The sequence below is a fragment of the Collinsella sp. CM84Y_54 genome (genome assembly GCF_036317945.1).
Classification (GTDB): domain Bacteria; phylum Actinomycetota; class Coriobacteriia; order Coriobacteriales; family Coriobacteriaceae; genus Collinsella.
In genome coordinates, this window is the sequence record NZ_JAWQCX010000002.1 from 278,314 (window position 1) to 302,792 (window position 24,479).

The following is a 24,479-nucleotide window of genomic DNA, read 5'->3' on the forward strand; positions in this document are numbered from 1 at the left end:
CTGTATCTGCCGAAACCCTCGGCTTCAGTCTCATTTGACGCGCCCCCTTTACCTACTCGTCTAAGTTTCACGTCAAGATGACCACCCCGCCTGTCGCGGTGTAGAGTAGAGGTAGCGGGCGCGATGCATAGCCCGCGGCGGAGCGAGGTGAACATGAAACTCGATAACCAGCAGCTCAAGCGGCTGCGCGAGCGCCATCACCGGCGCCACGGCATCCGCCCTGCCTATAGCGAGGTCATGGAGAACGCCGGCCGCTTCCTGAGGCGCGCATTCAACATTCGCGAGGGTCGCGCACCCTATCACGTGATTCGCAAGCGCTTTGTAAATGGGGCGCGCCTGACCGGCTCTCACCTGTGCATCCTCATCATCGCCATGCTCATCGCGAGCATCGGCCTCGACATCGATTCGGACATTGCCATCGTGGGCGCCATGCTTATCTGCCCGCTCATGGGCTCGGTGCTTGCCATGGCATACGGCATTGCCACGCTCGACCGCGAGATTACCGTCGAGGCCGTTGCAAGCCTCGCGTTGCAGATGGTCTTTTGCCTGATCACGTCCACGCTGTATTTTAAGCTCTCGCCCCTTGGCACCACCACGGCCGCCATCATCGACAACTCGACACCCACCGTATGGGACCTTGCCGTCGCGCTCGCGGGCGGCTTTGCGGGCGGGCTGGGTAACTCGCGCGACCAGGAACCCGCCACGCTCATCGCCGGCGTGGCCGTGGCGACCGCGCTCATGCCGCCCCTGTGCGCGGCGGGCTATGGCATCGCCATCGCAAGCGGGTCACTGTTTCTCTCGGCGCTTTATGAGTTTGGCATCAACGTGGTCTTTATCGCACTGGCTGCCGAAGCCGTGCTGCTTCTTTTGCGCGTGCCGCTCAAGCGCGACCTGAACGGCGACGGTATTGTGACTGCTGAAGAAAACGCCGAGGTCAACGAGCTATCGCGCAAGGTGCGCCGCCACATCATCGTGGGCACGGTGATCTTTGCCATCCCCTGCATCGTTATGACCGCGGGGTCCATTGGCTCGGCGCAGGCCGGCGTGCAGGACGGCTACGGCGTCACTGAAACCACGCGCGAGCTTGCGGCGGTGCTGCCAGGCTTTAAGGACTACACCGTCGCCGTCGAGACCTCGGCCACCGAAGGCGACGAGGAGGGCATCGTCGCGCGCGAGGTTGTCGCCCATGTGACGACAAGCGAGGCGCTCGGGGCACGCGACCGCCACGTCGCCCGCAAGCTCATCGACCTCAATGTGCCCGAGCTCGATCGCGTGGAATTTGACGTGAAGTGATGCAGAGCGCGGCCCTACAGGTCGTACTTGTACACGCGATAGATGTACTTCTCGGCTTCCATCTCGTAGGTGGCGATGGGTAGACCGTAGCGGTCGTACTCGGTAAAGGTCTTGGCCTGGCCCGATGCCACGAGCATGCTATTTGAATCGCCAACGTGCTGCGCACTGCTCACATAGCCCGAAAACGGCACGGCGATCTGGTCTTCGAGCTCGTAGGTGCGCGCGGTCTCGTCCACCGTAAAGATGCGCCCAAACGAATGCGTGCCCTTGCTATAGTCGGTCACCACCGCGGCGCCCAGCTGGCCCCAGTCGAACTTGGGGTAGCTCTTGGCCGCGCCAAAGTTGTTGTCGTACAGCAGCACCTGGTAGCGACCGGTCGTTGCCGTCTTGTCGTTTGGCAGATAGGTCACGCTGTGCTGGCCCGCGTTGAGCGAAAAATCGCCCTGGGCTTGCAGCAGCTTGTCCTCAAAGCCCGAGCCGGCCCATTGCCACTCCTTTCTATTTCTGGGTCCATCTTCTCACTGTTGGCGGCCGAAAATGATCCGTTTTCCTCCGTCCCCGAGATGTCATTTTTTAGTACTTGAAGAAGCCCTCGCCCGAGCTTTCGCCCAGCTTACCTTCGTCGAGCATTTTCTTGAGGACGGATGCCATAGCCTTAAAGTTGTAGGGCATCATCATCTTCTTGAGCAGCGGGCTCACCAGGCCCGGGACCTTCTGATACTGCATGACGATGTTGTAGGCCGTCTGGATACCCACCGTGTCGAATACGCGAAACGGACCCTTGGGAGCGCCGGTGCCGCGCGTCCACGCGAGATCGATGCTCTTGGGGTCGCTCACGCCCGAGACATACAGGTCAAGGCCCGAAAGCAGCCACGGCACCAGCATGGAATTGAGCAGGTAGCCGTTCTTTTCCTTGTTGACGGGCAGGGCAAGCATGCGGATATCGTTGGCGAAGTCGACGAGCTCGTCGAAGTAGCGCTTGTCGGTTTGGCTCTGGGCCATGACCTCGGTCATGTTGTTCTTCCAGATGGAGTTGGCAAAGTGCAGCGACAGGTACTTCTCGGGGCGGCCGGTGTACTTGGCAAAGGTGCTCGGCAGCAGCGTGGAGGAGTTCGTCACGATGACGGTCTTTTGCGGCAGGACCGGGGCGAGCTTCTTGTAGAAGTCGATCTTTGCCTGGGTGTCCTCGGCCATAGACTCGATGACCAGATCGGCGTCGGCCACGGCCTTGGCAAGATCGAGCTCCAGCTTGAGCGTGGAGTAGGCACGCTCAACGGCGGCGAGTGCCGCCTCCTTGTCGAAGGGCTGGCCGCTATCGGCGATACCGGCACACCACTCGCCCGTGCCGTCCGCCATGCCCTCGATAGCAGCGATGTACTCCTCGCGCACATGATCGATCTTGGGCTGGGTGCGGCCGATGCTGCCCTCGCTGCGCAGCCAAATCGTTACATCAAAGCCGCAGTAGGCAGCCTGAAAGGCAATCTGGCTTCCCAACACGCCGCCGCCGGCAACACAAACGGTCTTGTAGCTCATGGGACGGTCCTCTCTTACGTAATTCCATAGATGTGTATTTATTCAACCGTAAGGAGGACGCGCGCTGGGGGTGGGTTCTATAAACGGACGGTAATTTGCGGCGAACGGCAACACCTGTTCATTAACTCTCGATTTTGAGGGCATTTTTTGGCGCTGCTGAACCGCTGTTTTCGGAAGTGCGGGGAAAATCGGGTTTCGCCGACCAGACCGGCTTTTTTTAAAACAAAACCGCAGGTCGCGAGAGTCTAAAAAGGCGGTGCGCTCGGAAGGTTCGCGTTTTTCCCCGCACTTCCGAAATTCGAGTGCATAGAAGGCTGCGACAAAACGATTTACGCAACATATGTCCAGCAAAAACGGGTGGTAGCCGGCACGGCTACCACCCGTTTGTCTCACATCTAGCCCATAGCAGGCCAGTTACTTCTTAATGCCGCGCCCCAGACGCTTGGCGACCGATGCCACGGCCTCCTCGCTGGCAGGTCCGCAGCTCACGCAGCCGTCATGGGCACGCATCTGGCCGGTGACCTCGTCCATCGCGAGCGGCGCCACCTTCTCGAGCTTAAAGCCCTTACCGGCGCGCATGTTCTCCTTCGCCACGCTGATCATGAGCTTAATGCGGTTGAGCTGGTTGACCTCGGACGCGCCGGGGTCGTAGTCCACCGCGACGATATTGCTCTCGGGATGTTGACGGCGCAGTTCCTTGATCACGGCTTTGCCCACCACGTGATTGGGCAGGCACGCGAAGGGCTGCGTGCAGATGATGTTGGGTGCGCCATGGTCAATCAGGTCGAGCATCTCGGCCGTGAGCAGCCAGCCTTCGCCCATGTTGTTGCACACCGAAAGCACCGTGCGAGCCTTGTCGGCCATGGTGCCGATGCGCTCGGGCGCCTCAAAGCGGCGGGACTTTTCGAGCATCTCCTCCACCGGCGTACGCATCCAGTCCACGAGCTTAATAAGCGCTTGCATGCCCGCGCGCGTAATGGCAGAGCTTCCCAGCTCGTCCTTCTGCAGCTCGGCATTGCTCATGGAGTACAGGAAGAAGTCGAGCAGGCCCGGCACCACGGCCTCGCAGCCCTCGCGCTCGATCACGTCGACCACATGGTTGTTAGCCGTGGGGTGGAACTTGACCAAGATCTCGCCGACCACGCCCACGCGCGGCTTGGTGCCCTCGCCCACAAGCGGCATGGTGTCGAACGCGTGGATGGCCTCGCGGCACAGCTTGGTGTAGTTGTGGCGGTTGAACTTGGGCGCCAGCTTGCGGGCGCGCGCCATGTACTCCTCGTAGAGCGCGTTGGCGGCACCGGGCGTGGCCTCGTACGGACGGCAGCGATAGAGCATCTGCATCATGACGTCACCAAAGAGCACCGCGTACACGGCCTGCTTAAGCAACGCCGGCGTAATCTTAAAGCCGGGGTTGTCCTCGCCCAGCGCCACGGCGGAAAGCGAGATCACCGGAATCTCGGGGTGGCCGCTCTCGCGCAGGGCCTTGCGGATGAGCGCGATGTAGTTGGTGGCACGGCAGCCGCCGCCGGTTTGGCTGATAACCACGGCCGTCTTGGACAGATCGTACCGACCGCTCTCGATGGCCTCCATAATCTGACCCGTTACCAGGATCGACGGATAGCAAATGTCATTGTTCACATAGCGCAGGCCAGCCTCGACGGCGTCGTGATCGGTTGAGGGCAGCAGCTCCAAGTTGTAGCCGGCACCGCGGAACACCTCTTTGACCAGGTCAAAGTGGATCGGCGCCATCTGCGGGCACAGGATGGTATAGCCCTCGTCACGCATCTGCTCGGTAAAGGGCACCTTGGGCCATGCGGTCGAAGCGCTCTCACGCTGCGCCTCGAACGTGTACTTGCGGCTCGCGAACGCGGGGGCATCCTTGGAGGGAGCCACCGGCGCGGCATCGCCCTGCTCGTAGGCCTCGCCCGCGGCCGTGGCCTCGGCCAAGCGCTCGGCCTCCTGGTCCTTGAGCGCTGCCATGAGCGAGCGGATGCGGATGCGCGCGGCGCCCAGGTTGGACACCTCGTCGATCTTGAGCACGGTGTAGATCTTGCCGCTGGCCTCCAGAATCTCCTGCACCTGGTCGGTAGTCAGGGCATCGAGACCGCAGCCGAAAGAGTTGAGCTGGATCAGGTCCAGGTCGTTGCGCATCGTCACAAAACGGGCGACGGCGTACAGGCGGCTGTGGTACATCCACTGGTCGACGACGCGAATTGGACGCTCGGGCTTCACCAGGTGCGCAAGCGAATCCTCGGTAAAGACCGCAAAGCCAAAGCTCGAGATAAGTTCGGGCAGGGCGTGGTTGATCTCGGGGTCGTTGTGGTAAGGACGGCCGGCGAGTACGATGCCGTGGCCGCCGTGGTCCTCGACCCACTTAAGGGCCTCCTCGCCCATGGTCTGGATGTCCTCGTGAAAACGCGCGTCGGCCTCGTAGGCGGCGTTGACGGCGGCATCGACCTCAGAGCGCGTGATTTTGGGACCGCGCACGCGACCGCGACCGGCCTCAGCATCGGCCACACGGTCGACGGCGAGCACCTGGTATAGACGGCGCTTGAGCTCGGTCTTGTCGTGATAGGGCACAAACGGGTACAGGAACTCGATGTTCTGCTCACGGATCTCGTCGATGTTGAGCGCCAGCGCCGTGGGGTAGCTCATGACGATGGGGCAGTTATAGCAGTTGCCGGCGGTCGGATCCTCCTTGCGCTCCCAGCGCACGCACGGCATCCAGATAAAGTCGACGTCACGGTCGATGAGGTTCATCACGTGGCCGTGGCTCATCTTGGCCGGATAGCACACGCTCTCGGACGGCATGGACTCGATGCCCGCCTGGTAGGTCTTTTTGCTCGACTGGTCGGACAGCTGCACGCTAAAGCCCAGGCGCGTAAAGAACGCATGCCAGAAGGGGTAGTTCTCGTACATGTTGAGTGCGCGCGGGATACCCACGGTGCCGCGCGGGGCCTCGTCGGGGCTCAGCACCTCGCGGTCAAAGAGCAGCTCGTTTTTCTTTTTGAAGAGGTTGGGGGCCTCAGTCTTCTGCTTTTTGTGGCCGGCGCCCTTCTCGCAGCGGTTGCCGGTAATGAAGCGCCTACCGCCGCCAAAGTCGTTGACGGTAAGCTGGCAGTTGTTGGAGCAGCGACCGCAGCGGACATGCTTTTGCGTCACGGTGAGGTGCGCGATGTCCTCGGCCGAGAGGATGGTCGAGGTGCCGTCGGCGCCGGCGCGATCGCGGGCGAGCAGGGCCGCACCGTAGGCACCCATGCAGCCGGCGATGTCGGGACGCACGGCATGAACGCCGGTGAGCTGCTCAAATGCGCGCAGCGTGGCATCGGACATAAAGGTGCCGCCCTGGACGATCACCTGACTGCCGATCTCCTTGGGGTCGCGCAGCTTAATGACCTTGAACAGGGCATTCTTGATGACGGAATAGGACAGGCCGGCCGCGATGTCGCCCACCGTGGCGCCTTCCTTTTGCGCCTGCTTGACGCGCGAGTTCATAAAGACCGTGCAGCGACTTCCCAGGTCGACCGGGGCCTTGGCATGGATGGCGGCGTTGGCGAACGCGCGCACGTCCATGTTCATAGAGACGGCGAAGCTCTCGATAAAGCTACCGCAACCCGACGAGCAGGCCTCGTTGAGCATGATGTGCTCGATGACGCCGTCCTTGACGCGCAGGCACTTCATGTCCTGGCCGCCGATGTCCAGGATAAACTCGACGCCGGGCAGGAATGCCTTGGCGCCGCGCAGGTGCGCAACGGTCTCGATCTCGCCGGAATCGGCCTTGAGGGCCTCGATGAGCAGCGCCTCGCCGTAGCCCGTGGTGGTCACGTGGCCGATGGTGCAGCCCGCGGGGATGTGGTTGTAGAAATCGGCCATGATGACCTTGGCCGTGCCTAGGATGTCGCCGTTGTTGTTGCCGTACCAGGTGTGCAGCAGCTGACCGTCCTCGCCCACGAGCGCGGCCTTCATGGTGGTGGAGCCGGCGTCGATGCCGATGAACACGCGGCCGGTGTAGCCTTCGAGCTTGCCCTTGGGGACGACCTCGGCGTCGTGGCGGGTTTTGAACTCGGCAAAGTCCTCGTCGGTGGCAAAGAGCGGATCCAGACGCTCGACCTCGGCACCCTGCGTGTCGCCCAGGGCATCGATGGCCTCGATGAGCTGCGGGAACGTGCTGAGCTTGTTGGACTCGTGCGCCATGGCGGCGCCGCTCGCCACAAACAGGTGGGCGTTTTGGGGCACAATGCGGTGCTCCTCGTCCAGGTTGAGCGTGAGGTAGAAGCGGTGGCGCAGCTCGGAGAGGTACTGCAGCGGGCCGCCCAGGAAGGCAACGTTGCCGCGGATGGGACGGCCACACGCCAGGCCCGAAATGGTCTGGGTCACGACAGCCTGGAAAATGGAGGCGGCCACGTCCTCGGGGCGGGCGCCCTCGTTGAGCAGCGGCTGGACGTCGGTCTTGGCAAAAACGCCGCAGCGGCTGGCAATGGGATAGATGGTGGTGGCGTTGGCCGCGAGCTTGTTGAGGCCACTGGCATCGGTGTGCAGCAGGGTTGCCATCTGGTCGATGAACGCGCCCGTGCCGCCGGCGCAGGTGCCGTTCATGCGCTGCTCGATGCCGTTGTCGAAGTAGATGATCTTGGCGTCCTCGCCGCCCAGCTCGATGGCGACATCGGTGGCCGGGATGAGGGTCTCGACGGCACGCTTGCTGGCGATGACCTCCTGGACAAACTCCAGGTCGAGCCACTGGGACAGCAGCAGGCCGCCCGAGCCGGTAATGGCGCAAGTCATCTGGGCCGTCGGCAGCACGGTCGCAGCGCCCTCGAACAGGTCACGGGCGCAGGCACGGACGTCGGTGTGGTGGCGCTGGTACTTGGCGTAAACGATCTGGTTGTCGTCGTTGAGCACGGCGAGCTTGACGGTGGTGGAGCCCACGTCGATGCCCAGGTGCAGGTTGCCACGAGCGTTCTCGGGGTTGAAGATCGCGCCTTCGGGGGCGTGGGCGGCGGTGGCGGCTACGGGTTCAGCGGCGATGGCGGGCTCGCTAGCGACGGACGTCTCCCCTGCCGCGTTCTTGGCATCGGCAACTGCCTCGGCAACTTTCTCGGCAGCTGCGGTCGCGGCCTTCTGCGCGGCATCCACCACGGCGGGCGCAGCCTCACGCGCGGCAGCGACCATACGGTCTTTAATGCCCTCGACGAGTTTGCTCATTGTCTCTCCTCTTAGTTGTTGGACTCGACGGCTGCGGTGGTGTCGGCCGCGTCCTCGAGCTGCAGGTTCAATAGCTTCATGCCGTATTCCGGCACGTTGATATCGATGGGTTGGCCATACAGGTCACCAGGGCGCACAAAAGCGAGCACCGTCATAATGCGCGCCATGGCCTCGGGCGATTCGGTGAGCCCACGCTCAAACCAGCGCTGAATCATGCCGACCTCGGCACTCACGACGTAGGTGACGTAGTAGTCAAAGAACGTGCCCAGCGCCAGGCCCAAAATGCCCGTCTGCGCACGCGGCACCACAGCCTCACGAGCGGTGTCGATGATCCTTTTAATGAAGGCCTGGTCGCCGCCCGGACCCAGCAGCGCACCGATTAAGTCGCGGTTGGCCGCAAGATAACGCAGCAGCTCAACCGAACCGGGCGCCGGCTCGAGCTCATCGATGTTGTGATAGAGATCGGGCAGCTGAGCTGCGGTGATGAGCTCAATACGCTCACGGATCTCGGCCAGCAAGCCGTCCTCGATTTGATTGATAAAGTCGGGGATATCGCGGTAGTGCGAATAGAACGTGCGGCGCGTAAGGCCAGCGCGCTCGGTGAGCGACGCGACATTAATGCGCGAAAGGTCGCCGCTTTCGGCAAGCTCGCTGGCAAGTGCCTGGCGAAGGGCACGCTGCGAGCGAAGGGACCGGCGATCGCATTTCTCGAGCTGGGACAAGCGTCCTCCTTGTTACTCAGCCTGTGCGCTATTGCACAGTGCGAGTATTATTGCACACCGTGTGCATCAACACGTAAAGGCAATATTTTGGATGTGACGAAGAGACAGTCCTTTTGTCACATCATTCGATGACGGTGCGAGAGTTTTGCTTGCGCATGGTGGCGAGCATGTGTTTGGGGACGGCGTGGACCATGCAGCTGCCGATGGTCGCGCTCGCGGCGGCCTTGGCTGCATCGCTTGCGTTTTTGGTCGCGTAGCTGTGGCGGAAACGCTTGAGCATGGCGATGTCGTTGCCGCCGTCGCCGTAGACCGCGACCTCATCCTCGGCAATACCGTAGTAGCCCGCCAGCCAGGCCACGCTCTCGCCCTTGTTGCACGCCACGTCCGTGATCTCGAACATCACCGGATCGAACGGCGCGTTGACCACGCGGTCCGATCGCTCGGCCAAATATGCCTTAAGGTCGCGCTCCAGCTCGGGCGAGGTCACGCGGCAGTTGATCTTGCACACATCGTGGCGCAGGATGTCACCGATCGACTGGTCGAAATACTGCTCCTCGTGATACCCGCCACGTGCACGCATGCCACGCATCACGATGCGCTTGATGGGGCTGTCCTTCTTAAAACCCGCCTGGTGCATCTCGAACGAGCCGCTCGAGAACATGCCGTCGGGCGTGGAGCAGTCGAAGCAAATGTCCGGGAACGCCTTGAGCAGCTCCTCGGTAACCTGCGGGTCGATGGTCCAGGTCTTGAGCACCTCACCATGGCTGTCACGCACGATGGATCCGTTGGAGCAGCAGGCGTCGAGTGCCAGACCTGTGAAGCCATGCTCGCCGATCGGCAGCGTCGAGCGTCCGGTCGCGGGAACCACATGCAGGCCGGCCTCGGTCAGCTCGCGAATGGCACGGCGAATGGTCCCGTCTGCCTCGTGCAGGGCATTCAACAGCGTTCCGTCTAAGTCACTCGCAAACATCTTGATCATGGGCATGCCTCTCCTTCGTCTGCACGATATTGTAGACGAGAACGGGCGCGCCCCGAGAGAGGCGCGCCCGTCAGGCGAAAGATTGCCCTACACCGCAGAAGGGCCGTGTTCGCCGGTACGGATGCGGATAACTTCCTCGACCGGCTCGACCCAGATCTTGCCGTCTCCAACGGCGCCGCAATCTTGGAAACGGCGCGGCAACGGACGCGAAACGAACGGGAAATACGCGAGCAAGGGAGCCGTGAGCGCGCCCATCCCGGCTAGCGCCGAAACAGCTCGTGGGCGCGGTCGCGGAGATTAGTTGCTCGAATGACACCTTCGTAGCGATTGATGCGCAGACGCGGGAAGGCATTGAAAAAGCGCAGGTCACGACGACTGAGTGACACGCTCGGTACCGGACGGCTCATGCGCTTACCGGCAAGGCGACGGCTGAGCGACGGACGCGGCATGCTCGGCGCGGCATCGGCCACGCGGCGGGCAGCGAGCGCCAGGCCGCGAGCACCATCCGAGATAAACGTCGGCATCGAAGCCTTCTCGCGCAGGGCATCGAGCGTCGCGTCGCCCAGCTCCGCCAGCCACGCGTTAACGGCACGGCTGCGGATGTGCGTCTGTGCCACCGAGTCGATCGCCGAATCGGGAATACGTTCGAGCATGGAGTCTGACGCATCGGCAAGCGACTCATTGATGCGGTCGGCAAGGTCGGCCCGGACGCGCTCCAACTGATCGGACAGACGCCGCCAGCTCGCCAACGAGCACACCGCGTCGACCATCATCGCGACCGCGACGATAAAGGCGGACAGCCGCACAATCAGCACCGGCAGATGGGCAAGCAGGCCCAACACCGCCGGCTCCACCACGCGACAAATGCACAACGCACCCAGGCCAAACGCGCATGCCCAGTACAGACAGATGCGTCCGTGCAGGTTAAACGGCAGGTGCGAATAGTCCCAAAAGCGAGCGCCTGTTGTTTTTTCCAGCAGCACGCCCACGCTGTACTCAATCACGCTGCATACGAGCGCTGCAGCGACAAACTGGCTCGACGCGTCAGGAATTCCGCGCAACAGCAGCCAGCAGGCAATGCCGCCCGCGCCATAGATGGGGCAACACGGTCCCAGCAAAAAGCCGCTGTTGGCAAAGCGTCCGTGGTTGAGCATGGCGCAGACCGTCGATTCCCATGCCCAGCCGCAAAACCCGTAGAAGGCGAACGAGAGCACCAGTGCCGAAAGCGGACAGGCGGCAAGCGTCGCGCCGTCAAATGCCATGTCGATCGCGGTCCCCACCGTCTACCCTCTCCTCTTTTCACTCGAATCTTTGCTCGAGCCGTCGCTCGAGCCCTCGCTCAAATCGTTCGCGTCGTCTTTGCGCGGCAGACGGCCGGCGACCGTCTCGCGCAGCGCGCACCATTTATCTGCCAGGCATACAATCCAAGCCTCACGACACGTCGGCGGCACCGGCACCAGCGGAAACATATGCCGCACGATAATATTCCGCTCGCGCGACGTCAGCTCAAAATCTTCCTCCGCACGTGCCAGGGCAAAAAACGGATGCCGAAATCCGTGCAGTCGATGGCTCGGGTCGGGGTCGTGCCAATCGTAGAGAAAGTAATCGTGTAACAGGGCTCCGCGCAGCAGCGAGGCACGGTCGACCGAAATGCCAGCACGGCCCAAGCGCTCGGCAAAGGACAGGCTCGCCCGCGCTACCGAAGTCACATGTGCATAGACCGTCACGTCACCATGCTGGATAAACTCGTGCGTCAGGTCCAAGCGGCCTGCCTGGGCCAGCTGGCGGGCGGCATCGTCGACCTCGCGCGCGATTTTCTCGGCACGAACGGCACTGGACATGCTGCCTCCTTCCAGCGGCTCACGGCGGCAAACCACGGACTGCACGCATTGAATAAAATCATCATCGAATTTACTAGTATGGCATCGGACAAAACGTTTTGCCCCGCCAGTTGGCGAATTACCGCGCCGCCGTCACATATCAAACGCCAAAATGTGCGAGACTGTTTTGTGCAATTGTGCCGGCCGAGGGAGCGCCGGCGCTCGATTCGCATGGAGTAACCCACAACGATGCTGCTTACGCAAACGACAACGCCCGAGGACGTCAAGGCTCTTAATCGCGCCGAGCTCCCGCAGCTCTGCGACGAGATTCGCCACGCCATCCTCGAAAGCTCCGCCGCCGTCGGCGGACACGTTGCCCCCAACTTGGGCGTCGTTGAGCTCACGGTCGCGCTCCATCGCGTGTTTAACTCCCCCACCGACAAAATTGTCTTTGACGTGTCGCACCAGACCTACGCCCACAAGGCGCTGACCGGGCGCGCGTACACCTATATCAATCCGGAGCGTTATGGTGAGGCTTCTGGCTTTGCCAATCCCAACGAGTCCGAGCACGACCTGTTCGCCATGGGCCATACCTCCACGTCGGTGAGCCTGGGCTGCGGCCTTGCCCACGCGCGTGACCTGGCGGGCGACACGTATAACGTCATCACCATCATTGGCGACGGCTCGCTTTCGGGCGGCCTGGCGTTTGAGGGCTTTAACAATGCCGCCGAACTCGATAGCAACCTGATCATCATCGTCAACGATAACGACCAGTCCATTGCCGAGAACCATGGCGGCCTGTATCGCAATCTGGCCGAGCTGCGCGCCAGCAACGGTGCCTGTGAGCGCAACGTCTTCCGCGCGATGGGGCTCGACTACCGCTATCTGGACGCCGGTAACGATGTGTTGGCCCTCGTCGACGCGTTGCAGGAACTGCGCAATATCGATCACCCCATCGTGCTGCACGTCTCCACCGCCAAGGGCAAGGGCTTTGAGCCAGCCCAGAGCGACCCGGAACGCTGGCACCACGTGGGTCCGTTTGACATGGCGACTGGGCGCAAGCTCTGCCCGGGCCATCCGAGCGAGCCCGCACCGCGCACCTATGCCGATATTACGGGCGAGGCGCTCAGCACCGCCATCGAGCGCGATTCGCAGGTCGTGGGCATCACGGCCGCCACGCCCTACATCATGGGCTTTACACCCGAGCTTCGCGCTGCGGCAGGTAAGCAGTTTGTCGACGTGGGCATTGCCGAGGAGCACGCCGTAACTTTTGCCACCGCGCTTGCGCGCTCGGGCGCCAAGCCAGTCTTTGGTGTGTACGGCACGTTTTTGCAGCGCGCCTACGACGAGCTGTGGCACGACCTGTGCCTCAACGATGCCCCCGCAACCATCTTGGTGTTTGGCGCCTCGATCTTTGGCACCACGTCCGAGACGCACCTCTCGTTCTTCGATATTTCCATGCTGGGCGCTCTTCCCAACATGCGCTACCTAGCGCCGGCCTGCATGGAGGAATATCTGTCCATGCTGAACTGGTCGCTCGACCATCGCGAACATCCTGTGGCGATTCGCGTGCCCGGCATTGGCCTGGTGAGCCGTCCCGACCTTGCGCCCACCGAAGACACCGACTACAGTGCCGTTCACTACAACGTGGTTCGCCAGGGTCGCGACGTAGCAGTGCTCGCACTCGGTGATTTCTTTGAGCTGGGCGAGCGCGTGGCAAACCGCCTGGCCGCCGAGTACGGCATCGAGACCACGCTCGTCAACCCGCGCTTTGCAACCGAGCTCGACCGCGAGTTCCTCGACAGTCTTGCCGCCGAGCATCGCGTTGTCGTCACCCTCGAGGACGGCATCTTGGACGGCGGCTGGGGCGAGCGCGTGGCGTGCTACCTGGCCTGCACGCCCGTGCGCACGCGCACCTTCGGCATCGCCAAGGGCTTCCCCGACCGCTACGATCCCAACGAGCTGTTGGCTCAGAACGGCATGACGGTCGAGAATATGGCCGCCGAAGCCGTAAGGCTACTCAACGAGTAAAAAACCTCCGCAGGGGAAGCACCCCTGCGGAGGTTTTTGTTTTCACAGCTCAATTATCTCAATCTGTAACATCTAGGGCCCGAATTCCCGTCTAACTGTTACAGATCTAGATAAGATGTCTTAGTCCCAGACCTTTGTCTCAATCTGTAACAGTAAGAACCCATTTCCTCGTCTACCTGTTACAGATTGAGACAAAGCAGCGAGACATGCCACCACATCTGCAAGAACCACCACAAAGGTGCCTGTCCCTTTTTGGTAGGTAGAATTACCCATAAGTTAAGTATGTTTCTGAGTTATTTCGTGTTGACCCATTTGAGCGCGATAGGGTATAACTCTACTCAACCGCTAGGGATTTTATTGAGAAAGGTGTTCTACCATGAGCAAGAACCTCTCCCAGCAGGTCGTTCTCGACCGCCGCGGCTTCGTTGCCGCCACCTTCGCAACCGTCGCCGGCCTTGGTCTTGCCGGCTGCTCCGACACCAGCACCGAGGCCGACAAGGGTTCCGCCGCCGGCTCTTCCAAGAGCTCCAATGATACCGAGGCTTCCACCACGCTCGACGCTAAGGCATTCGACAAGCTCGTCGACAACGGCCCCAAGGCCGATGACGACGCCATCGCCGCCAGCACCTGGGCCACGGCCGTTAAGGACGCCGGCGTCTTTAAGATCGGTGGCGTTCAGACCTCCACGCTCTTCTCCCTCCTCAACGAGAAAGACGGTCAGACCCGCGGCTTCGACGCCGGTATCGCACAGCTCCTGTCCAACTACATTCTGGGCGAGAACAAGGTCGAGATCACCCAGGTAACCTCGGACACGCGTGAGTCCGTCCTGCAGAACGGCCAGGTCGACGCCGTCTTCGCCACCTACACCATTACCGATGAGCGCAAGAAGCTCGTCTCCTTTGCCGGTCCCTACTACTACACCCAGCAGGCCATCCTGGTACTCGCCGATAACGACGACATCAAGAGCGTCGACGACCTGGCCGACAAGAACGTCGCCGTCCAGTCCGGCTCCAACGGCCCCGCCATCCTGGAGGAGTTCGCTCCCAAGGCCAGCCAGCAGGAGTTCAAGACCGACGAGGAGGCTCGTCAGGCACTCCAGCAGGGCCGCGTTGACGCCTACGTCATCGATAACAACATGCAGCAGAGCGCCCTGGTCCGCGAGCCCGGTAAGTACAAGATCGCCGGCAAGCCCTTCGGCAGCAAGGAGCCCTATGGCATCGGCCTGCCGCTCGATTCCGACGGTGTCGCCTTTGTCAACGACTTCCTTAAGAAGATCGAGGACGATGGCACCTGGACCGAGCTGTGGCAGATCTGCATCGGCGACCGTACGGGCGACACTAATGTTCCCGAGCTGCCCGAGATCGGCGCTTAGGCAGCGAGCCTGGTAACGGCCGCAACGAAACCATATGGAAACGCACGATGCGCTTTATTGCGGTAAACTGTTTCCTCACAGAGTTGTCGGGGCTTCCGTACACACGGGAGCCCCTTTCCTTATCGGCGGGAGGTCCGCATGAGTCTCTCCGAACTCTGGTCGCTCTATGGCCAGAACTATATCGACGCGCTGCTAGCAACCTGGGGCATGACGCTTGAGTCGTTTGCCATCGCCATGGTGCTGGCCGTCGCCGTCACCGTGATGCGCGTGTCGCCGCTCAAGCCGCTGCGCGTCTTTGGCGACCTGTATGTCCAGGTCTTCCGTAACATCCCCGGCATCGCACTGCTCATCATCGTCGTCTATGCGCTGCCGCCGCTCAAGGTCGTCCTGCCCTACCGCACCTGCGTTATCGTCGCCACGGTCCTTTTGGGCTCGGCCTTTGGCTCCGAGAACTTTATGAGCGGCATCAACACCGTCGGCGTCGGCCAGGTGGAAGCCGCCCGCTCGCTGGGGATGAGCTTCAGCCGTATCCTCGCCAAGATCGTGATTCCGCAGGCGCTGCGCTCGAGCGTGCTGCCCATGACCAACCTCTTTATCGCTGTCATGCTCACCACCGCGCTCGGCAGCCAGGTACCGTTGCAACCGCAAGAGCTCACCGGCGTGGTGAGCTACATCAACACGCGCTCGCTCGGCGGCGTCGCCGCGTTCTTTATCTCGGCGCTCGGCTACCTGGGCACGGCCTTTGTGGTGAGCCACATTGGTAACTACATTGATAAGAAGGTGAGGATCCTCCGATGAGCAAGCACTCCACCTCCGCGCTCACCATGCGCGATGCGCTCTACGAGGCTCCCGGCCCCAAAATGCGCGCCAAGATTCGCATCGGCACCGCCATCTCGCTTGTTGCCGTCGCCGTGCTCTTCGCCCTCGTGTTGCAGCGCTTTTATGTGACCGGCCAGCTTTCGGTCCACTATTGGTATTTCTTTACGCACCTCACCACCTGGAAGTTCCTGCTTGCCGGCTTTGAGGGCACCGTTAAAGTCGCACTCACCGCCGGCGCCATCGCGCTGGTGCTGGGCTTAGCCCTTATGCTCGGCCGTACCAGCGACATTAAGCCGCTGCAGCTGGTCTGCCGCGTGCTCACGGATTTCTTCCGCGGCGTGCCGAGCCTGCTGTTCATCTACTTCTTCTTTTTGGTGCTGCCCCAGTACAAGATCGCGCTGCCGTCGTTTTGGATGCTCACGCTTCCCGTCGCGCTCGCTGCCGCCGGCGTACTCGCCGAGATCTTCCGTGCCGGTGTCAACGCCGTACCGCGTGGCCAAGTCGAAGCCGCCCAGGCACTCGGTCTCTCCAAAGCTAAAATCACCTTTAAAATCGTGTTGCCGCAGGCCATTCGGTTTATCATTCCGTCGTTGATTTCGCAGCTTGTGGTCGTAGTCAAAGACACCACCGTCGCCTATGTGGTGAGCTACCCCGACCTCATGCAAAACGCCCGCGTGCTCATTACCAACTACGACGCCCTCGTGTCGGTCTACCTGGTTATCGCGGTCATCTATATCCTCATCAACGTCGCGATTAACAAGGCTGCTGTCTACGTTTCGCACAAGACCGGCGCGACCATCATCCGCTAACGCTTTACCATTTCGAGTCATAAGGAGCCGAGCACATGGCACAGAGCACCTCTTCCACCGGCAATCAGCCGCTGATCGAGCTCAGACACGTCGATAAGCACTATGGCGATCTGCACGTCCTCAACGACATCAATCTCTCGGTCGACCGCGGCGAGGTCGTCGTGGTGATTGGCCCCTCGGGCTCGGGCAAGTCGACCATGTGCCGAACCATCAACCGCCTGGAAACCATCGACTCGGGCGAGATCCTCATCGAGGGCGAGCCCCTGCCGCAAGAAGGCAAGGATCTTGCCCGCATGCGTGCCGAGCTGGGCATGGTGTTTCAGCAGTTCAACCTGTTCGCACATATGACCGTACTGCAGAACGTCATGCTGGGACCGGTTGATGTGCTGGGCGTCTCCAAGGACGAAGCCCGTGAGCGCGCCATGGACCTGCTCGGCCGCGTGGGCGTGGCCGAGCAGGCCGATAAGGTGCCCGCACAGCTCTCGGGCGGCCAGCAACAGCGCGTAGCCATCGCCCGCTCGCTTGCCATGCAACCCAAGGCCATGCTCTTTGACGAGCCCACGAGTGCCCTCGATCCCGAGATGATCAACGAGGTACTCGAGGTCATGGTCCGTCTGGCCCAGCAGGGCATGACGATGATCGTCATTACGCACGAGATGAACTTTGCCCGCCGCGTAGCAGACCGCGTCGTATTTATGGCCGACGGCCAGATCGTGGAAACCGGCACACCCGACGAGTTCTTCGACCATCCCCAGACCAAGCGCGCCCAGGACTTCCTCAACTCCATCAAGGGCCACTAACCCAATTGCCACTCGGGCAAATTCATCAGTAACGTTTGCCCCGCGCCACCCCTGTGCCATGTCCACCCGGATTCGAAAGCCGCAACCATGATCGGAACCCGCACCTCATCGTCCTACACCCCGCACGTCGACGTCGCCCCCGCCGACCGCCCACTCATCCTCGTCGCACCGCGCTGGGAAGAGGCAGAGCCGTTTTTAACCGAGATGCTCTCCCCCAACGAGGAAATCGCAAGTGTCTTTGTCGATGCCATCCTTGCCGCTGGCGGCCTGCCGCTGCAGATGTCCATCACCGAGGACATTGAGGTCATCCGTCATTACGTTGATATCGCCGACGGCATCGCCATCCCCGGCGGCCCCGACGTCAATCCCAAACGTTGGGGCGATGATCGACCCTACGACCCCACCCTCTGCTGCGAGATCCGCGATAGCTTTGAGTTTAAGCTGGTCGGCGAGGTGCTTCGCGCCAAGAAGCCGCTCTTTACCACCTGCCGCGGCACGCAGCTGCTCAACGTCGCCACTGGCGGCACCCTGTGCATGGACGTGCCGAGCCTGGGCGCTCGCGAGGGCCGCACGCAGTGGCGCCACACCCACGTGCTCAACGACCCCGTGCATCCCGTCGAGGTCGTGCCGGGCTCGTTGCTCGACCGCGCGGTTGGTGGCGCCAAGCTTATCCAGACCAACTCCGCACACCACTGCTGCGTCGATTGTCTGGGTAAAAGCACGCGCTTGGTCGCCAAGGCAACCGACGGCGTTCCTGAGTGCATCGAGGTCGAAGGCCAGCCGTTCTGCCTGGGCGTGCAATGGCACCCTGAGTACACGTGGAAGACGCTCGAGACCGACTTTAACCTGTGGAAGTCGTTTGTCGAGGCAGCGGCAAAGGTTAAGCAGGCTCGCTAGCCCGCAAACCACTCAGGTTAAAGCCTCCTATGCCAGGCGGGCGAACACCAGCCACGGTGCCCGCCCGCCTGCATTTGGTTTGCTCGGTATGATTATCCCTCACAAACAATCAAATAAATCTCGACCGCAATCGGTCGATAGTGAAGCAAATGGTAAAAACGCTTGCTACGTTTATTAGGCAGTCAATTAAAATCGAAACGCATTGGCCGTCCCCCAACGGGGTCACACCGCAAATCCACATGAGCATCGAGGACGGAAGCGGAAGCATGGAATTGGCCCCGAGCTGTATGTAGATCGCTACAACATTGACAAGCAGCAGCATGCCAATCGGACCGAAGCCGGACCCAAAATAGGAAACAGCAATCACGCAAGAGACCACATATGCAAGGCAGATGACACTCGCCAGAAGAAGTCGATAGCAAAAAATATTCAGGTTGAAATACTGCTGAGCATCCAAAACGATTACGCAGTTAAGACAGTACAAAACGACACTTGACAGGATAAATGCGCCCAAAAGGGCAAAAGAAGACAGCACCACTCGCGCAACGATAGCGCACACACGCTTCCCTCCCCGAGCCTCCGACAACCCCCACGGTTCCTCAATAAAGCCCGAACTGACAAAGCGCGGCACAATGCAAGCCGCGATGAACGGAAAGAACAATGCATGAGCCAACGGGGCCACGTTGAACAGCAGACCGCGGAAAACCTCTGCATTACCAAATAGAAGGACATCCTCTGCCGATAGCCGAAGTGTCGGGTCTGGGAAAAAGCCCAAGAAACTGTTCTCACGGAGGCTACAGAACCACATCGGGAAAGAATTAAGCTGCAATACCACCATGCACGCATAAATTAACAGGATTAAGGCGTACGTCCATTTGCTCACATGCCTCAATTCTGAATGAAGAAATCTTCTAGTCTGGCGAGCCATTGAGCACACCCCCAGCACGAAAGCTCACGAGAGCGTAAATCAATACCGATAGACAGCTGGCTGCCGCGCCATATCCCAGAAGCGTCAGCTGCCCCATATCGCTATACCCAAGGGCACATCCGACTCCAAGGTACGGCCCCGGAAGAAAGAAGATCCATCGCAAGAACGGTATGGGCATCTGAAGGTAAGTTCCGTAGAGCGTCAAGCTCATGACAAATCCAATAATTATCGCAGCCCCGCTCAATACAGCGCTGTCTGTAATCCGATAGATGGTCACCGTCTCCAGCGCAACCGATATCACCAATACAGCGTTGACTATCATTGCAGGCAAAAATGCAGTTAGCATATCGTGCGAGAGGTTATGCCCTCCACGTATTATGGCTATTGCAAAAAGAAGAAGGCAAAGCGCACTATATGCTACGCCAATTATTAAAGCAAACGAAAGCACATGTGCTAGGACCCCATTAAAGCGGGTAAGACCTCTTGCTGAAGAAATTCGGTGCCCCTCTTCATAGCCGCGCTCCTGTAAAATCGCCAGGCAAACGATGAGCGGAACGAACAGAGACGTGCCGGCAAAAGCACTGCGCACAAGGGACTCATCGGGTGCAGAAGGATCGATTACATTCCAGCAGAAACCAATATCCTCCCCAAAAACGCTATTGCCAAAGGCGAGCAACGTTGTTCCGTTTTTTAGAAAGACACCGAAGAGAAGGCCGAACGCCAGAATAAGCGCAAGACCAAACTTCGCCGGAAACATCCTGTGCAAACGCATCATATCTGCCTTTATGGGATGGATCGCCCGCTTCATAGCGAGACCGCCTTCATCAAGCGCCTGTAATACTCTTTTAGGGACGACGCCTCATCCCTTATGACGTCCATCGATTCCTTTTTCAGCAGTTCGCCGTCATGAATAAACACGCAACTTGTTGCAACTGATACCAACTCATCCAAATCATGGCTAGAGACGAGCATGGTCTTACCCTGTTCTCGATTCAATCGACCGATAAGGGCCCATATACTCTCGATGCCCAGCGGGTCTAATCCATTTGCCGGCTCATCGAAAAATAGTACGTCGGTGTCGCCCAACAAAGCCGTAGCTATATCCAGCCGCCGTTTCATTCCCAGAGAAAAACTGTTCACGCTCTTTTTCTCTTCGACGTCCAGCCCGACTAGGCTCAAAACGCGAGGAATCTCACGATTCGCATCAAGCCCCCATTCCGCACATCGGATCCGAAGATTCTCAGCCGCACTGAGGGATTGGTATGCTCCGCAGGAATCTGGCACATAGCCGACACGCGTCCGCATCAGGCTCAGCTCTTTTTTCGACTTGCCCCCAAAGAGCTCCACGCTCCCCGACGACGGCTCGCAGAGGCCCAAGACGATTTTAATAAGCGTGCTTTTGCCCGCACCGTTTGCACCAACAAGGGCAAGGAGCTCAGACTGATGCACCTCGAAGGAAACGTCATGCAAAACGCGCCGTTTCCCGTAGCGCTTTGACACCTTTGATAACTTTATCGCTGATGCGTTCATCGGCCTCCCGTTCTGCTTGATAGCAAAACCGCTCATATCGTTCCTTCTTTCCTTTATCGTTTTTCATAGTTGTTATTGTTTTTCGATAACTCATATTTGTCAAGGTAATCTAAAAGAAAGAACCCGTGTTAGACACGGGCCCCTTTACGCTGATATTTCGTTATAGTTGTTCGCTTTATGCTACTCGTCGCTCAAATCTACAGCAAAGACTGATGTCGGAAGCAACGCCTCATTGCCTCCGCCGTCCCGCATCTGCCTCACGACATTTTTTGCACGCTCAACAATAAGCTCCTCAAGCTCTTTCTCGCTCACGCGCTGAATAATATCTCCCGGTTGACAGTCAAGTTCATCGCAAATATCGAGAAGCGTCTTAAGGCGAATAGCTTTAATTTTTCCGTTTCTTAGCTTAGAAATATTAGCCGGAGTATGCCCCGTGGCACGAATCAGATCAGCACTGGTCTTTCCGGTCTTAAGTAGCTGCGTCTCAAGCTCGATGATGAGATAGCTCATGCTTCCTCCTACACAAGCTCGTCAGACTGCTCTTGGAGCAGCGAGGCATAACTCCAGATCACCGAGATACACAGACAGACAGCCGCGCCGATAAGCGACCCCGCATCAAAGGCAACGCCTTGGCAAATCTCAATAACGAAGGAATGAGGCACGACGTAAAGCTCCAGCCCACCAATGGTAAGATTGACCGATCCGTAGGCACCAATAAGCGAAACCGCGGCGTTAACAGCAAAGGCAAGCGCAAGAACACGGATAAGCCGCACATGCGTCTTGGTAAAGGGCGAGACGCCTCGCGAGATGTTACGGCTGATCCCACACAGAACGACAAGCGAAATACCCACGACGAGTGCCAGGCACAGTCCGCTTGGGATAACGATGCACCCGCCATCGAGAAGCGTCACGACGCCGAAAGAATCGACAGAGGCAACGTTTGCAACCGCATACCAGATCACGTAAACAACCAACGCGGCAAAAGCGACGAGCATCCCTGCAAAAACGGCTGCCATGCAAAAGCCAAGCTTCCTGATATTTTCGCCCGCTTTGGCCATACGCTGAACGCTGTTAGACATACACTCACCCTCATCGACTCTATCGTTATTCGAACAGTTTATCGAACAACGATATTGATTGCATGCGGAAAGCCCCGCCAGTGCGCATAGGCCATTTACTAACCCGGAGGGGTGAGCGTGGATTTTTGGACACATATCGAACGAGAGTGGATAATCTCCCACTTTAAGGCCGCCACCGGGCCTAAAACGGGAGATTATCCACTCTCATAGTCATCAAGGCCCGCAAGCTCTTATTCGGCCGCCTCGCGCAGGGCCGACATCGTTGCCGCATATTGCTGCTGCAACGCATGCATTCCCTCGCGAGCGCCGTCAACGGCATCGGCGCCGCGCAACGCCTCGGTCACCACGACCGCCGGCTCGTACAGATTATCGAATCCCAGGTTCTGGCTCACGCCCTTGAGCGTGTGCGCTGCCATAAACGCACCTTCGGCGTCTCCCGCCGCCATGGCGGCCTCCAGCTTGTCCATGCTCTCGTCATCCAAAAACTTGAGGGCAAAGCGGGCAAGCATTTCCCCGCCCATCAGCCGAGCGCACGCGTCATCATAATTAGCGCCGATCTTCTCATACGCCTCACGCATGGAAATCATGGATTAAAAACTCCTTTGGTCAAACTAAATCGTAGGAAACGCGACGACATCGGCGGGGCGTGCCAATGTCTCGGCAATTTGGTCTTGCACCTCGAGCAAACAGTCGAGCAGCAACGGGTTAAAGGTGCCGCACTTACCGTCCAGAATCATCTTGATCGCTTCCTCGTGCGGGATAGCGTCCTTGTACACGCGCACGCTCGTCAGGGCATCGTACACGTCGGCCACCGAAACCACCTGTGCGGCAATGGGAATTTCGTCGCCCTTAAGGCCATCGGGATAACCCTTGCCGTCCCAGCGCTCGTGGTGCCAACGCGCGATCTGGTACGCATATTCCATAAGCGCATTGCCGGCGTGATGGCTACCCAGCTCACGCAGCATGTCGGCGCCGATCGTGGTATGCGTCTTCATAATCTCGAACTCCTCGGGCGTAAGGCGTCCGGGCTTGTTGAGAATCGCATCGTCAATCGACATCTTGCCGATATCGTGCAGCGCCGAAGCCAGGGCGATCGTGGAGCGTTCCTCATTGTCGAGGGAGATCGTGTCGCTACGCCGGACCAGACAGCCAAGCAGCAGCTCGGTCAGCTTCTCGATGTTCGTAACGTGCCTGCCGCTCTCGCCGTTGCGAAGCTCCATGACGCCGGCCATGATGTCGATGAGCATGCGACTGTTCTTGACGCGCTCGTTGTACTGCTGGGACAGCAGATTCGTCAGGCGGCGCTGTTTGGCGTATAGGCGGATAGTGTTGCTTACACGGCGGCGCACGACACGGGAGTCAAACGGGCGGTTGATATAGTCCGAGGCGCCCAGCTCGTACGCGCGCAGAACCATATCATCGGAATCTTCGCTCGAAATCATGATGACGGGCAGATTGTCACTAACCGATCGGCGCGACAGATCGGCCAGCACCTCAAAGCCGCTTACGCCCGGCATGACAATATCCAGCAGCACGAGCGACAACTCATCGCCATAGCGGTCGACCATGTCGAGCGCCGCACGACCGTGGTCGGCCTCGAGGATGCAATACTCGTCCTTGAGCATCTCGCTGAGAATGGCTCGGTTCATCTCGGAGTCATCGACGATAAGCACCGAAGGCTTTTCGCTTTGGAAGGCCTCGATGGAATCGCCATCGGTCACGACCGTACCGGCTTTTGCCTTGGCACGGCTCAGTAACTGGACAGCGCGGCCAACGCCCTCATCGACCGTCTCGCCATGAATGCGAACGCCACCAACACATGCCGTCAAGCTCACGTGCTCATGGCCCGGAATAATCGTGGCATGAACGGCATCGGATACCTGACGCAGACGACGGGCAAAGTCATCGGAGGGAATATTGGGCATGACAGCTACAAACTTGTCGCAGCCATAGCGCACAAGTTCGTCAGTCGAACGAATACCGCTGCGTATGGCTGTTGCCACAGCACCGAGCGCAAGGTCGCCGGCATGGCGGCCACACGTATCGTTGAAGACCCTAAAATCATCAAGGTCGATCATCGCAACACCGGCCTTCATGCGGGCGCTACGGAGCTTTTCTTCGTAATATCGGCGATTGCGCACATTCGTCAGCACGTCGGTGTAGACAAGGTCCTCTTCTGCAGCCTCTTGCCCATCGATCGGACGCACCATCAGCAAGACATGAGGCTCGCCCTCGACCTTTAGAGGGCGCAGACGGGCGCGGTACTCAACACCATCGTTGAGCAGTTGCTCCGACACCTCATCGGAATCTGTCAAGGCCTCAAGACTCGACTGACGCAGACAAGGGCAGCGATCGCCGGCGAGCAGGCAGTTAGGCTCGCTCTTAATCTGATCGGCCGACAGCAAACGTACCACGGGGTAGGTCCTTGCGACACGGGCGACCTCGGCGGCAGCCTCCTCGTCGGTTAGATTGACCTCGTGATTATTGAGCATACGGGGCCCTTTCGATAGTTTCGCATGGAGCGGTGGGTTCCAAATGTTACAAGGGTAACACCTTGTCGATGCAGGTAGGCACGTGAATGCTGTTACATTTTTATGAGTTGGCAGACGGCGCGATTGAAGCCGCAGGCGTGAGGTTTTGAGCACGTTTGTTAACACGGCCGAAA

General features: G+C 59.7%; 21 protein-coding genes and 1 pseudogene. 7 read left to right on the forward strand and 15 right to left on the reverse strand.

Annotated elements, in window-relative coordinates; all coding sequences use genetic code 11:
* Positions 1 to 153 precede the first annotated feature (153 nt).
* A complete protein-coding gene (locus V2391_RS04410) occupies positions 154 to 1,293 on the forward strand; it encodes a DUF389 domain-containing protein (RefSeq protein ID WP_329738385.1) in 1,140 nt (379 codons plus the stop codon).
* A 14-nt stretch (positions 1,294 to 1,307) separates the two neighbouring features.
* Here the strand turns inward: V2391_RS04410 and V2391_RS04415 are convergent.
* From V2391_RS04415 to V2391_RS04450, 8 genes and pseudogenes are all read right to left on the reverse strand, one after another.
* Positions 1,308 to 1,769: pseudogene (locus tag V2391_RS04415) on the reverse strand (aryl-sulfate sulfotransferase); the annotation flags it as partial.
* A gap of 97 nt (positions 1,770 to 1,866) precedes the next feature.
* Positions 1,867 to 2,826, reverse strand: coding sequence for a 3-hydroxyacyl-CoA dehydrogenase (locus V2391_RS04420; RefSeq protein WP_238022572.1), 960 nt, complete (start codon positions 2,824 to 2,826; stop codon positions 1,867 to 1,869).
* 414 nt (positions 2,827 to 3,240) lie between these two features.
* Complete coding sequence (locus V2391_RS04425; protein ID WP_329738386.1) at positions 3,241 to 8,028, reverse strand: acyl-CoA dehydratase activase-related protein; 4,788 nt, start codon at positions 8,026 to 8,028, stop codon at positions 3,241 to 3,243.
* Between the two features lie 11 nt (positions 8,029 to 8,039).
* Positions 8,040 to 8,750: a TetR/AcrR family transcriptional regulator gene (locus V2391_RS04430; protein ID WP_329738387.1), complete on the reverse strand. Its 711-nt coding sequence runs from the start codon at positions 8,748 to 8,750 to the stop codon at positions 8,040 to 8,042.
* Positions 8,751 to 8,871: 121 nt separating this feature from the next.
* Positions 8,872 to 9,729 carry an HAD-IIB family hydrolase gene (locus V2391_RS04435; RefSeq protein WP_195535528.1) on the reverse strand — a complete coding sequence of 286 codons (858 nt, stop codon included), beginning with the start codon at positions 9,727 to 9,729 and terminating at the stop codon, positions 8,872 to 8,874.
* 87 nt (positions 9,730 to 9,816) lie between these two features.
* Positions 9,817 to 9,984, reverse strand: a complete 168-nt coding sequence (locus V2391_RS04440; protein ID WP_329738388.1) for a P-II family nitrogen regulator — start codon at positions 9,982 to 9,984, stop codon at positions 9,817 to 9,819.
* Positions 9,985 to 9,989: 5 nt separating this feature from the next.
* On the reverse strand, positions 9,990 to 11,009 hold the full coding sequence (locus tag V2391_RS04445) for a putative ABC transporter permease (protein ID WP_329738389.1): 1,020 nt from the start codon (positions 11,007 to 11,009) through the stop codon (positions 9,990 to 9,992).
* Between the two features lie 3 nt (positions 11,010 to 11,012).
* The gene (locus tag V2391_RS04450) at positions 11,013 to 11,570 is read right to left on the reverse strand and encodes an HD domain-containing protein (protein WP_329738390.1); all 558 of its coding nucleotides are present in this window, start codon (positions 11,568 to 11,570) and stop codon (positions 11,013 to 11,015) included.
* A 228-nt stretch (positions 11,571 to 11,798) separates the two neighbouring features.
* Between V2391_RS04450 and V2391_RS04455 the strand changes: the two genes are divergently transcribed.
* From V2391_RS04455 to V2391_RS04480, 6 genes are all read left to right on the forward strand, one after another.
* The gene (locus tag V2391_RS04455; protein ID WP_329738391.1) at positions 11,799 to 13,580 is read left to right on the forward strand and encodes a 1-deoxy-D-xylulose-5-phosphate synthase; all 1,782 of its coding nucleotides are present in this window, start codon (positions 11,799 to 11,801) and stop codon (positions 13,578 to 13,580) included.
* Positions 13,581 to 13,956: 376 nt separating this feature from the next.
* Complete coding sequence (locus V2391_RS04460) at positions 13,957 to 14,952, forward strand: glutamate ABC transporter substrate-binding protein (RefSeq protein ID WP_329738392.1); 996 nt, start codon at positions 13,957 to 13,959, stop codon at positions 14,950 to 14,952.
* A 138-nt stretch (positions 14,953 to 15,090) separates the two neighbouring features.
* Positions 15,091 to 15,750: an amino acid ABC transporter permease gene (locus tag V2391_RS04465; RefSeq protein WP_035137611.1), complete on the forward strand. Its 660-nt coding sequence runs from the start codon at positions 15,091 to 15,093 to the stop codon at positions 15,748 to 15,750.
* A complete protein-coding gene (locus V2391_RS04470; protein WP_329738393.1) occupies positions 15,747 to 16,580 on the forward strand; it encodes an amino acid ABC transporter permease in 834 nt (277 codons plus the stop codon). Before V2391_RS04465 ends, V2391_RS04470 begins: the two co-directional genes overlap by 4 nt.
* Positions 16,581 to 16,615: 35 nt before the next feature.
* Complete coding sequence (locus V2391_RS04475; RefSeq protein WP_022094659.1) at positions 16,616 to 17,380, forward strand: amino acid ABC transporter ATP-binding protein; 765 nt, start codon at positions 16,616 to 16,618, stop codon at positions 17,378 to 17,380.
* A gap of 87 nt (positions 17,381 to 17,467) precedes the next feature.
* Entirely contained in the window at positions 17,468 to 18,277 is an 810-nt protein-coding gene (locus V2391_RS04480) for a gamma-glutamyl-gamma-aminobutyrate hydrolase family protein (RefSeq protein ID WP_329738394.1), read from the forward strand.
* Positions 18,278 to 18,386: 109 nt separating this feature from the next.
* On the opposite strand, the gene V2391_RS04485 is transcribed toward V2391_RS04480, so the two are convergent.
* From V2391_RS04485 to V2391_RS04515, 7 genes are all read right to left on the reverse strand, one after another.
* Positions 18,387 to 19,205 (reverse strand): hypothetical protein, encoded by an 819-nt coding sequence (locus V2391_RS04485; protein ID WP_329738395.1) that lies wholly within the window; start codon positions 19,203 to 19,205, stop codon positions 18,387 to 18,389.
* A complete protein-coding gene (locus V2391_RS04490) occupies positions 19,189 to 20,013 on the reverse strand; it encodes a hypothetical protein (RefSeq protein ID WP_329738396.1) in 825 nt (274 codons plus the stop codon). Before V2391_RS04490 ends, V2391_RS04485 begins: the two co-directional genes overlap by 17 nt.
* The gene (locus tag V2391_RS04495) at positions 20,010 to 20,771 is read right to left on the reverse strand and encodes an ABC transporter ATP-binding protein (protein ID WP_329738397.1); all 762 of its coding nucleotides are present in this window, start codon (positions 20,769 to 20,771) and stop codon (positions 20,010 to 20,012) included. The genes V2391_RS04490 and V2391_RS04495 overlap by 4 nt, the downstream gene beginning before the upstream one ends.
* 144 nt (positions 20,772 to 20,915) lie before the next feature.
* Complete coding sequence (locus V2391_RS04500; RefSeq protein WP_316366833.1) at positions 20,916 to 21,245, reverse strand: helix-turn-helix domain-containing protein; 330 nt, start codon at positions 21,243 to 21,245, stop codon at positions 20,916 to 20,918.
* 8 nt (positions 21,246 to 21,253) lie between these two features.
* Positions 21,254 to 21,814 (reverse strand): hypothetical protein, encoded by a 561-nt coding sequence (locus tag V2391_RS04505; protein WP_117798465.1) that lies wholly within the window; start codon positions 21,812 to 21,814, stop codon positions 21,254 to 21,256.
* A 230-nt stretch (positions 21,815 to 22,044) separates the two neighbouring features.
* Positions 22,045 to 22,401 (reverse strand): Hpt domain-containing protein, encoded by a 357-nt coding sequence (locus tag V2391_RS04510; protein ID WP_089572324.1) that lies wholly within the window; start codon positions 22,399 to 22,401, stop codon positions 22,045 to 22,047.
* Between the two features lie 24 nt (positions 22,402 to 22,425).
* Positions 22,426 to 24,306, reverse strand: a complete 1,881-nt coding sequence (locus tag V2391_RS04515) for a diguanylate cyclase (RefSeq protein ID WP_329738398.1) — start codon at positions 24,304 to 24,306, stop codon at positions 22,426 to 22,428.
* Positions 24,307 to 24,479: the final 173 nt, after the last annotated feature.